General features: G+C 57.4%; 8 protein-coding genes. 6 read left to right on the top strand and 2 right to left on the bottom strand.

Annotation, left to right across the window (positions count from 1 at the left end; genetic code table 11):
- Positions 1-95 precede the first annotated feature (95 nt).
- Entirely contained in the window at positions 96-1,049 is a 954-nt protein-coding gene (locus tag BW978_RS17540; RefSeq protein WP_175616905.1) for a LysR family transcriptional regulator, read from the bottom strand.
- A 525-nt stretch (positions 1,050-1,574) separates the two neighbouring features.
- Between BW978_RS17540 and BW978_RS17535 the strand changes: the two genes are divergently transcribed.
- The 5 genes from BW978_RS17535 (at position 1,575) to BW978_RS17515 (ending at position 8,827) form a co-directional block, all read left to right on the top strand.
- The gene (locus BW978_RS17535) at positions 1,575-2,792 is read left to right on the top strand and encodes an MFS transporter (protein WP_076397138.1); all 1,218 of its coding nucleotides are present in this window, start codon (positions 1,575-1,577) and stop codon (positions 2,790-2,792) included.
- A gap of 529 nt (positions 2,793-3,321) precedes the next feature.
- The gene (locus tag BW978_RS17530; protein WP_244551992.1) at positions 3,322-4,758 is read left to right on the top strand and encodes a TolC family outer membrane protein; all 1,437 of its coding nucleotides are present in this window, start codon (positions 3,322-3,324) and stop codon (positions 4,756-4,758) included.
- Positions 4,759-4,798: 40 nt separating this feature from the next.
- Positions 4,799-6,913 (top strand): type I secretion system permease/ATPase, encoded by a 2,115-nt coding sequence (locus BW978_RS17525; protein ID WP_076397136.1) that lies wholly within the window; start codon positions 4,799-4,801, stop codon positions 6,911-6,913.
- Entirely contained in the window at positions 6,910-8,199 is a 1,290-nt protein-coding gene (locus BW978_RS17520) for an HlyD family type I secretion periplasmic adaptor subunit (RefSeq protein WP_076397135.1), read from the top strand. The genes BW978_RS17525 and BW978_RS17520 overlap by 4 nt, the downstream gene beginning before the upstream one ends.
- Positions 8,200-8,227: 28 nt before the next feature.
- Entirely contained in the window at positions 8,228-8,827 is a 600-nt protein-coding gene (locus BW978_RS17515; RefSeq protein WP_076397134.1) for a ribbon-helix-helix domain-containing protein, read from the top strand.
- A 454-nt stretch (positions 8,828-9,281) separates the two neighbouring features.
- On the opposite strand, the gene BW978_RS23610 is transcribed toward BW978_RS17515, so the two are convergent.
- Entirely contained in the window at positions 9,282-9,440 is a 159-nt protein-coding gene (locus BW978_RS23610) for a hypothetical protein (protein ID WP_175616904.1), read from the bottom strand.
- A 741-nt stretch (positions 9,441-10,181) separates the two neighbouring features.
- Here BW978_RS23610 and BW978_RS17510 point away from each other — a divergent pair.
- The coding region (locus BW978_RS17510) for a hypothetical protein (protein WP_139330587.1) at positions 10,182-10,930 on the top strand (749 nt) is incomplete at its 3' end.

Genomic DNA, 10,930 nt, shown 5'->3' with positions numbered 1-10,930 from the left:
TGTTGAGCGGTGCGCTGTTAGAAACGGCTCATTCGTTTCGAAGTTAGCGAAATAGCGCCTGATTGCGCGGGCCACCTGAAGATTCTTCTTGCCTCTCATGCGGGTGCAGGGGCAAGCCAATTTTCTTCACCGGCAGCCTCCTTGGCTGCCTGGTGCAACTGCTGGCGTAACCATTCTAAGCTGGGGTCCGTTGCTTTGTCGGCCAATGTTGCAATCTGTAGTCGCGGGGCCAAGAATTGGAATGGCAAAGGCAGCACTTGGAGGTCGTAGTGCCGCGCCGCAATTCGCGCGAAAGGTCCGGGCAGAACGGCAATAAGGTCTGTTGTGTTAAGAATCGATGGAATGAGGAGGCAATTCGAAACCTCGCATACAACACGCCGCGATACGCCTTGTGACAGCAAATCGGCCTCGATGTGGGCTCTTATCCGCGAATCCTGACGAAGGACCACATGACCGACGTCGCAGAACTGCTGCTTGCTGATGTCACCCTGTAGTACTGGGTGACCGCGGCGCGCGACCACCACGCCATGGGGTCTGTGCAACGGCACGAAGTTCACACCCGGCGCTTCGCGCATGAAGATGTCCACGGCGATATCCGCCTCGCCAGACACTAAGGCATCCAGCGCCGGCATCGCTTCCTGCCCGATTATGTAGAGCTTGATGCCAGGTGCGCGCTTGGTAATCAGATTGATTAGGTTGGGGATCAAGCCTGCCACGGTGTAGTCATTCATGGCGATCCTGAAGTTTCTGACCGCATTGCTCAGATCAAAATCCCGATTGATCGACAGGCTGTCACGCAACAAGGATAGCGCCGTGCGTATTGGATGAATCAGGCTTTCCGAAAATGGCGTTGGCGCGACGCCCTTGTCAGCCCTTTGAAACAACGGATCATTAAACTGCGACCGCAGCCGCCCGAGCGCATTGCTGACAGTTGGCTGGTTCATGTTGAGTTGTTGCGCTGCGCGGGTGATACTTCCAGCGGTATAGATCGCCTCGAAAATGATCAAGAGATTGAGATCGATATGGCGCAGGTCTATGTTTTGCTTCATGCTTGTGGTGGACCTTTGCTCAGTTTCGCTTACTGGCGCCATGACGTCGTCGGAAAAGTCTTGCAATTAGGCGGCCTTTTAGACTCCGGGCTCGACATACCAGAATACCGTCCAGCTAGCGAATGCCTTCATCATCGTGTTGCTGAACCCGATGGTGAAAAAGCAATGTCCGTCAATCTTGTCGCTCACCCCGGGAACGAGCGAGGAATAAAGAGACATTTGCAGTGGCAAGCAAGCCTTGCAATCGCGCCTTTGGCATGCCCCAGGCGCTATATTTGAATGGACGCCACAGCATGAGGGTCGCCTCATATCTTCGTTCGCAAAGATGATGATCTCTGTTTCTTTGGAGGGATCTGACAGATCGCGGTTCCATCCAAGCTTGAACGATGACTGCCTGCAATCAGGCTATTCATCCTCAAAATGTTGATTATAAGTACTTCTCCCCGAGTCGAGGTGCCGTTGGTAAGGTGCTGCCTGCCTTTTGTTGGCGACTCATGTACTGATCATGACGTCTCAGGTGTATGCATGAAGGTCGTTTATTGGCTCCTGTTTGCGATTTATGCGGCCAACTATCTCGACCGCCAGATTTTCAGCGTATTGCTGGAGGCCATTCGACTTGAACTAGCGCTCGGGGACCTCGAGATGGGATTGCTGTCCGGGCTTACATTCTCCGTTGCTTTTGCGTTGGCGTCCATTCCCGCGGCTCTCGCAGCAGCAACAGGAAACAGGCGAAACATCGTCGCGGTTTCGGCGACCTTCTGGGGCCTGGTTACCGTTGCCAGCGCATTCGCGAGCAGCTTTCTTCATCTCCTCCTCGCCCGGGCGGCGATCGCCGCGGCCGAAGCGGCTTCAATCCCCGCGTCGCATTCGATTTTGTCCGATTCCACCAACGCGGCCGGTCGGGTCCGACTGTTTGGACAGTTTGTTAGCGGCTCGGCCTTGGGAGGCCTGATGGCGCTCGTAATAGGCGGCGTGGTAGGCCACCTTTATGGGTGGCGCGTCGCCATGCTCTGTGCTGGTGTACTGGGGATCATCCCGGGACTTCTTATGTTTCTCGTAAAGGAACCGCTACGGGACTATCGCAGTGAGACAGCCGGTTCCGAAGCGCTTTTGTTGGGAGCTCTGGGCAAGATCTGGAAAGAAAAACGATCTCGACTGGTGTTCGTCGCGGAAATCGTCAACCAGATCGTGCTGTCAGGCGCGGTTGCATGGTATCCGGCGTTTCTCATGCGCAAGCACGGCTTTTCGCAAATCGAAGCAGCCGCCACGGTCTCGATTGGCGCCTTGCTGGCGATTGCGGGTACGATCGTTTCAAGTCGCGTGATTGGCAACCTCGCGCGAAAGGAATGGAACTGGCTTGCTCGTGGCCCCGCTATCATACTTCTTGTCACCAAACCGTTGTCGCTGCTTTTCCTGTTGGCCGATCAGCCGACACTTGCCTTGGCAGCATTTGCCATCCCGGCATCCCTGGCGCTTTCTAGCTATCCTCCCACCATAAGCCTTTTGCATGAAATTGTTGATCCGCCTGAACGACCGATAGCATCGGCGGCCCTGATGGCCCTTGCGACTGTTGTTGGCCTCGGACTTGGACCGACGCTTGTCGGCGCAGCCAGTGTCGCCATAGGAGGCGCTTCGTCCCTCAATATCGCTCTCGTCTGCCTTCAAGGATTTGGTGTGATCGCTGCCGTCCTATACTGGCGCGCATCCTGTCTCGTTAGTACCGACGCACCAAACATAAGGTGATGATGGCTTCGCGGCCCATAATTCCAGCCTTCCGATATCTGCGATGATCATACCGACCCACTGGCTCCGTCAGGCCGGCGTGGGTCAACGGCCCTTTGCCGGTCACGTTACACAATTGTGCAATAGCGATCTGCAGTTCAGATGCGCCTTGTTGTTGCCTTGGAGCCCTTTTTTGGCCCGCTCCGGCCAATATTGAAGGCTCTCATCCCCATAAGGATTGTTAGGTAAGCATCATTCTTTTTCTGAATAATAGATATTTCCTTCACTTGGATTGTTTGACTAAAAAACAGACAATACAACACACAGGCGCGACAGAGTATTGGAGCCACCGGGCCACGCTGAGCTGCTTGTTGGGAAAGTGAAACCCAACGCAAGTTGGCCAGTCTTGTGCCTGGGTCTCATGGTTTCGGCGGCTTTTTCTTTGGCCTTGGGAGGCGAGGAGGATGCCTCCGATGCGCAGATTGCCTCTCCAAGACTTTGTGGTGTGGCCGGATGCAGAAGTGTGAATGTGTGTTAGGGGGGCTTTGTGGTGGAACGGAAACTTGCGGTCGCATTTGGTGCGATGATGTGGGCGCTGGCTTTGCCGGCTACTGCCACCGAACTGCGGGAGGCTGTCGAAACCGCCCTGACAACCAACCCGGAGGTGCTTGCGGCGGCGCAAAATCGCGAGGCGACTGAGTTCGAGCTGCGGCAGGCAAAAGGGCTTTATCTGCCAACCCTGGACCTTGAGATGTCCGCGGGCAGTCGCCGACTCGATAGCCCGGGGCGGCGTCGGCTGGGGATCGAAAACGACGAGCTGGACTCAGCCGATGTTGGACTGACGTTAAGCCAGACGCTGTTTGACGGAGGGTCGCGACGCGCCGCTCTTGAGCGCCAAGCGGCGCGCGTTGATGGCGCGTCCTATCGGGTCGGCGAACGATCCGAGGCATTAGCACTGGCGGTGACCCAGGAGTACTTCGAGATCCTCCTGCAGGCCGAGATCGTCGCCATCGCCAAGAAAAACGCTGCCGCGCTGTCACAAATCGTTTCCGATATCTCCGAAGGCGCATCCGGCGGTACCTTAACGGTAGTCGACCGGACCCAAGGCCGAGAACGTTTGCTGTCCGCGAAGGCACGGCTGAAAGAGGCCGAGGAGGATCTGGAACAGGCAAAAATCCGGTTTGCCCGCCTGGTCGGTGTGGCGCCTGCCTCCATGAAAGCCATGCGTCAGCCGCCCTCGGTTTCATCGGTCGTTCCAGGCACTGTCGATAACGCCATGGAGATCGCCCGGCGCCAGAGCCCGGCAATCGCTGCCGCCCGCGCGGATATCGATGCTGCTGAAGCAATGGTGAGAGGAGCACAGTCCTCCTACCTGCCAAAGGTCGCGCTGGAGGCAACGGCCCGGGTTGGCAGCAATATCGATGGCAGTGAGGGCCGGACCCACGACTTGGAGGCAAAGGTTGTGGCACGTTGGAACCTTTATCGAGGCGGGCGCGATCAGGCCGCCGAGCAGGAGGCAATACGCCGTGCGAGCCAGAGCCGCCAGGACAATGCTTTGGTGTACCGGGAAGTCCGGGAGTCGATCCTTTCGGCGTGGAACAAGCGAGCAAGACGAGCCGAACAGGCATCCATTCTTCGCGAACAAGTAAGCGTCGCCAACGAGCTGGTCGCGTCTTACCGCGATCAGTTCAGGATCGGCGAGCGGTCGCTTCTTGATGTTCTGAGCGCTCAAAACACATGGTTCAACACTCAGGTCCTCGCCAAGACGGCGCAATATGCCGCTGTATATGCCGATTACCAGATCTTGGCCGCCATGGGCTCGCTGGTCGGCTCATTCAAGCTCAAGGCCGGGGCTCAGTCGGAGGCTTACGCGCGCAAGGAATTCGACGTCCGGACCAATGAACGCGAGCCGGCCTACAAAAAACTACCGTCGCAGCAGCAAAACGACCTGCCACTCGATCTGCTCGCGCCGGTTCGATCGCCGTGATTGCCGGAAACGCAAGACAAGCACAGCGGACAGAGCGACCATGAATTTCCGGGAGGCCTTCAGGGAAATCAGCCTTTATTTTGAGCGTAGTGGCTCAATGACGGTTCTCTATTCCGGTATTCCTGAGGACCAGCTCGAAGACCCTGATATCGAGGCGGCCGGTGAAGTGGCCGGGCGAATGGGCTTGGAGGTCACCGAACGCAGTATTGACGACATATCCGGTGGGAATGCCAATTACCCCGCTCTCCTGAGAACGCGCACTGGTGCTTTTATCCCCGTACGCGGTCGGGATGAATGGGGTCGGCTTTTGAGCCTGCGAGCGGGAGAGGAAGCCAGGCCGATCGATTTTGAGGGCGATGACGCAGAGCCACTCGACGGTAAAGCCTTCGACTTCAAGCGGCACTACCTGAATCAGAACGAAGAACTCGGCCAGTTGCATGATGGGAGGCTGGAAAAACCCCATTGGCTGGCATCGGCTGTGAAGCCCTATTGGCGGTCCTTCCTTCGGGTTGGCACTGCCGCGCTGTTTATCAATATTCTGGCCCTGGCATCGCCTATCTTCGTGATGAATGTCTATGATCGGGTCCTGCCGAACGAGGCCATGGCTACGCTTTGGGTTCTGGCCGTCGGCATATCCGTGGCCTTTGCTTTCGACTTCCTGCTCAAATATGCCCGGGCCACGCTCATCGATTACACGGGTCGCAAGATCGACCAGAAGTTGTCCTATATCCTGTTTCAGAAGGTGATGAACACGTCTCTGGCGGCACGGGCCATGTCGACGGGAGAATTTGTCAGCCGGATTTCACAATATGAGTTCGTGCGCGAATTCTTTACCTCGAACACCATTGCGACCTTGATAGACACGCTTTTTATCTTCATCTTTATTGCGGCTATCTTCGCGGTTGGCGGTCCCTTGGGCTTTGTGCCGACTGTCGCGCTCCTGGCCGTCTTAGGGATTGGCTTTGCCGCTCAGGCACTTATCAGTCGTAAGGTCGCGACCGCCGCAAACGAAGCAGCACTTCGCCAGTCTCTCCTGGTGGAAACCATCCACACAACCGAGACCATCAAGGCCCTGAGGGCTGAAGGCGTGCTGCTGAAGCGCTGGAGAGACCTCACCGTTAACAGTGCTGCAACCGGCGAAGAGATTAAGCGCATATCGGCGCTGGCGGTGAATGCCACCCAGTTCATTCAGCAGATCGTGACCGTAGCGATCATCCTTCTTGGAGCCTATCTTTTCCAGGCCGGCGACGTAACGACAGGCGCGATCATCGCCTCGGTCACGCTCTCAGGTCGCGCAATTGCTCCGCTCGGCCAACTTGCCATGACGCTCGCACGTTTTCGCCAAGCGGTTCTTTCCCTGCGCATCCTTGACAAGATCATGGGTGAGCCGGAGGACACGCCACAGGCGTCCGGCTTCGTCAACCGTGTGGTCGAGCGCGGCGACCTCGCCTTCGACAACGTCCGGTTCCGCTATCCCGCAGCAGATCAGGATGCGCTCTGCGAAGTGTCTTTCAGGATTAGAGCCGGCGAACGGGTTGGCATTATCGGCCGTATCGGATCGGGCAAGACCACGATCGGCCGATTGATGTCGCGTCTTTATGTGCCGGGCGACGGACGTGTCTTGATCGACGGCATAGACAGCCAACAGTTTCACCCAGCCGAGGTCCGGGCCGCCGTCGCTGTCGCCGGACAGGCCAGCGACCTTTTTTCGGGCTCCCTCAAAGACAATCTTCTGATGGGCAATCCGCGTGCCTCGGATGAGGAATTGGTCGAGGTTTCGCGACGGGTCGGCATCGATTTGTTCGCGGCGCGCCATCCCAGAGGGTTTGATATGCCTGTCGGGGAAAGTGGGGGCAATCTGTCGTCTGGCCAGAAGCAGGCGGTGACCATTGCCCGGTTGCTTCTTTGCCGCCCGAAGATCATTTTTCTAGATGAGCCTTCCGGCGCCATGGATCTCGCCAGTGAGCGCCAGCTGATCGGCTGCCTGCGGGACGCCGTGCCTTTAGGCACGACGCTGGTGATTTCGACCCATCGATACAGCATGCTGGAACTGGTTGATCGTCTTATCGTCATTGACCATGGCAAGGTGGTGGCTGATGGCCCCAAGGAGACCGTCATTGCCGCCCTGCAGCGAAAGCTGGAGGACGCACAATGATGCGGCAGGAGGACCGTCCGCCGATTGCGCCGCGGCTTATCATCTGGATCTGCCTTTGCTGCGTCATCGCGTTCATTGCATGGGCAGCCTGGGCAGAAGTTGACGAGATATCACGGGGGGACGGCCGGGTGATACCACTGTCCAAGACCCAGATCATCCAATCCAGTGAGGCGGGCGTTGTACAGGAGATCGCCGTAAAGGCCGGTCAGGTCGTCAAGAAGGGCGACCTGCTTGTGAGGCTTGATAGTTCCGTGAATCTCGCCAGCCTGGGCGAAGCCCAGGCGCGGTTCGATTCTCTTCAGGCGCGGATCGCTAGGTTGCGGCTGGAGATCGGAGGATTGTTCCGGTCGGATTTTGTCTGCCCAGAGCCCACCGCCCGCGTTTCATCCAGTATCTGCGATAATGAACGGGACCTGCTCGAGGCGCGGCGCGCCAATTACGGCAACAAGCTTCAGGTGCTGGAGGCGCGTCGCCAGCAAAGATCAGACGAAGTGGCTGAGGCTCGAAGCAGCATCAACCAGGCCAATACCGTCGTTCAGGCCATGTTGGCCGAACGAGCGAAAATTGCCCCTCTGGTGGAGCGAAATCTGCATCCGGAAATCGAACTGCTCCGCTTGGACCGTGAAATCGCACAACAGAGCGGTCAGCGTGAGACCATCAGCCAAAGCCTCAACCGCTTGCAGAACGCGCAGCGGGAGGCAGAACTTCAGGTCAAGGAACTGCAGTCCGATTTCGAGCAGGAGGCGCGTCGCGAGCTTGGCGAAACCCTTGCCGATACCAGCGTTCTGGAAGCGACCATAAGGGGTGCGATTGACAAGGTGCAAAGGACAGACATCGTCTCGCCGGTCGATGGCGTCGTGAATACCATGGACGTCAACACCATCGGAGCCTTTGTCCAGCCGGGCGCTGTTGTTGCCGGCGTCGTTCCCGCCACTGAGACGCTTCTTGTCGAAGCCCGCATCTCACCGCGCGACGTCGCCTTCGTCCAGCCGGGACAAACAGCGCTCGTCAAGCTGACGGCATACGACTTTTCCATCTATGGAGGGCTTGAAGGCCGTGTCTCAAACGTCTCCGCCGACAGCATCGTCAATCCGGAAACCGGCGAAACTCACTATCAGGTCCTCGTCCAGACAGGAGAAGCCCGGATCGGCAAAGGGCCAGCCGCCCATGAAGTCCGGCCCGGCATGGTTGCATCCGTCGAGATACTGACCGGTCGCAAGACAGTTCTGGACTACTTGATGAAGCCATTGAGCAAAGCACGCCACGAGGCACTGACCGAGCGTTAGTGCAAGGGCGGGGGCTAAGGACCAGCGAATGATGAGGGATCATGACCAACTGAAACCGCATTTCCGGGCAATTCGTTCGGCCGGGAAAAGGCATGGCTTTAACCTCGAGCGGGTTTTCTGGACGGCGCTCGATGAAGTGGCACAAAGCGAGGGAGTATCTGTTGCCACCTATCTCGAAAACCTAAGCGATAGAAGAGAGGGGACCAGCGGACTGAGTTCCCAGCTGCGTGCTTCGATAATGCATGGCATACTCGACCGCTACGAGGCGTTGAAGCAGCTAGCCAACAGCCATAACTCCACACGTATCGTGGCCGCCTGCCCGGCACCTGCGTTCATTCTGTCACTCGACAAACGGATCCTCTTCCAGAACAGCGCGTTCTTGATGTATCTCAAGACGCGGTTCTCCAATCTCGAGTTAAACGGCTCATTCACCAGCCTTCGGCTGACGCTCGACAATTCGGTCACCGACATCATCAAGGCGATGAAAGAAGATGATGGACGTGGGCGGCAGACAGGCTTCACCATCACATATAACGATCGTAAGGCCCGAGGAGTACTCAGTATGGCGCTCGCGTCGGATCTCGAAAAGTCCGATGCCGTGATCGCCTTCGTGACGGGTTCTGGCTGAATACGTCCAACGTGCAGGATCGTTTGATGTTGGCGCGCTGCTTACGCATTCCGACCTTGGCACGGCATGTCCAGACCGTGTTTGGAAAGTCCGGGTCGATGCTTGCCATGTCCTTCAGGGATGCCGTCATGTTCTGTTTGTCGCCCGTGTGGCCGACAACCTTGGTTGGCGGAACTCGAGAACGAGCCGAGTAGGGTGTAGCGTCACTTTTCGGGATCGAATACGTCCGCCATGCGGTGGAGGATGCGCGTTTGGTCCTGGAGTATGACGGAAAGAATGGCGTTAAACAGTCGAGGGTTAGTGCCTTTGACGAAGACCATTTCCGTGGCGGTCAAAGGAGTGCTGAGACGTGGCAGAACGGCCATCTTGAGGAAGGACAGTCTTCGCAGTCGCCGCCGAAGCGCGCCAGCGTTTCCTCAGGCATCGGCCAATGGCGGCAGCGTCCATAGTTTTGCTAGTCGACGCGGTCGGCGATCAGGCTGTTGACGGAGGCCGCGACGCGGCAGATCTGGGCGATAATGTCGCCGTCGCCAAGATCGACGGGGGGCGGCCAGATCGGGGAGCGGTTGACGCAGACGGCGGATGCGCCTGAAGCGGCTGCCTTCCGGATCACGCCGGATATGCGCGGGCCGCTCAGGATCTTGCCGGATCGAACGCGTTGAGCCCAAACAACGACGGTTCCTTCCTGACGGTCCGGATGATGCCATCGCCAACGGAAGCAGCTGCCTTCAAGATGGAAGCTGAGACATCCCAGTCCCGAATCGACGCCAGCTCTTGGCAGTTTCCTTCGCCGGGCGCCGTGTCATGTCATGAGTTTGGGCTGCCGCCATGAGAACGGCTAAAGCGGCTGGCACAAGCGGTAGGAGCCCGTTGCGGACCAGGCTGTGGGTGGTGAAGATGCGGGATAAGTGAATTTGGGTCGGGCTGCAGGCGCCGTCTCGTAAAGTGCTAGGGGAGGCGCAAGCGGGCCAGCAGTATCGACTTGCACTAAATCCCCGGGTTCTGCGCGTCGTGGCTCATTCGCAACTGCTTGCATAGCCGCCGTACATTTCAACAATGTCATTAAAAAATGGCAGGCAACTAATATTTTCTCCTAAATCTGAATAAACAACATAGTTACTACATTAAATATTTTGTATGCAGAAGCATTAATTTGAATTCTTTAATATGGGAAAATCCTCGAGATCATCTGTCTGAAAGAACAAGGATGGCATATATAGATATGCCAAGATATTAACTATATGTTAATTCATTCGACTTGCGCATACATAGGTATGCCACGGGCGATCCGAAGCAATTGTTGACAAAACACCGACCGGTTAAGACCGGGTAAATGTATTCGGGGAGTTTTGGAATGACTGAGGATCTCGCTTTTCAAGCCACGGAACACCTGTTTGATGGCAGGGGTGCTGATAGCAGCCAGGACGATGTCCTGATGGCGCAGATAGTTGCCGGTGCCGGCATTCCAGCGGGCATTGAAACATCCGGCGAAGTGCCTCGCGTCCGCGTCATCGTTCCTGATGCAGGAAACAGGGTGAGGCTTGCTGCCAACGATAGCCTCGAAAACGTCAAGCTCGACGGGGACGACCTGCTGCTGATTCAGCCGGACGGTTGGCTGCTGCGGATTAGCGGCGCTGCCTTGAATGTACCGACCTTTATCATCGGCGACATCGAGGTGCCACAGGAGGCTCTGCTCGCAGCCCTCGAGAGGAGCGGCTTTGATATCGCTGCCGGACCGAACGAGATCTATTCGGTGACGCCCCAACCGCCGTCCGGTTCCGGCGCTAGTTTCGAAGATTCCAGTGGCGCATCGATCGCCGGCATCGGACGGCAGCAGGTACTGGATCTGCTCGGTGACGATCAGGGCGCTGATGATTTTGGAACTGGGAATGCCAACAATCAGGAGGCTGGAAACCTTGCCTCGGTGTTGGCCGGTGCCGACCCGACGGTCTCTATCACCGGGACCAACGACACTCCGGAGGTCTCCGGTGCGGTGACGGGCGCGGCGATCGAGGACGGGGCTTCGGTCTCGCTCCTGGCGCTTGCCAATGCATCGGATGTCGATGCGGGGACGAGCCTTGCGGTCGTCGGCCTGCCGGCAAC

The organism is Rhizobium sp. RU33A, assembly GCF_900156055.1.
Lineage (GTDB): Bacteria > Pseudomonadota > Alphaproteobacteria > Rhizobiales > Rhizobiaceae > Allorhizobium.
This window is presented reverse-complemented; position numbering and strand designations above follow the sequence as displayed.

Bases quoted from the DNA above. Each gene is read 5' to 3' on its own strand.
- BW978_RS17540 (WP_175616905.1), bottom strand. From the start codon at position 1,049: ATGAAGCAAAACATAGACCTGCGCCATATCGATCTCAATCTCTTGATC.
- BW978_RS17535 (WP_076397138.1), top strand. From the start codon at position 1,575: ATGAAGGTCGTTTATTGGCTCCTGTTTGCGATTTATGCGGCCAACTAT.
- BW978_RS17525 (WP_076397136.1), top strand. From the start codon at position 4,799: ATGAATTTCCGGGAGGCCTTCAGGGAAATCAGCCTTTATTTTGAGCGT.
- BW978_RS17520 (WP_076397135.1), top strand. From the start codon at position 6,910: ATGATGCGGCAGGAGGACCGTCCGCCGATTGCGCCGCGGCTTATCATC.
- BW978_RS17515 (WP_076397134.1), top strand. From the start codon at position 8,228: ATGATGAGGGATCATGACCAACTGAAACCGCATTTCCGGGCAATTCGT.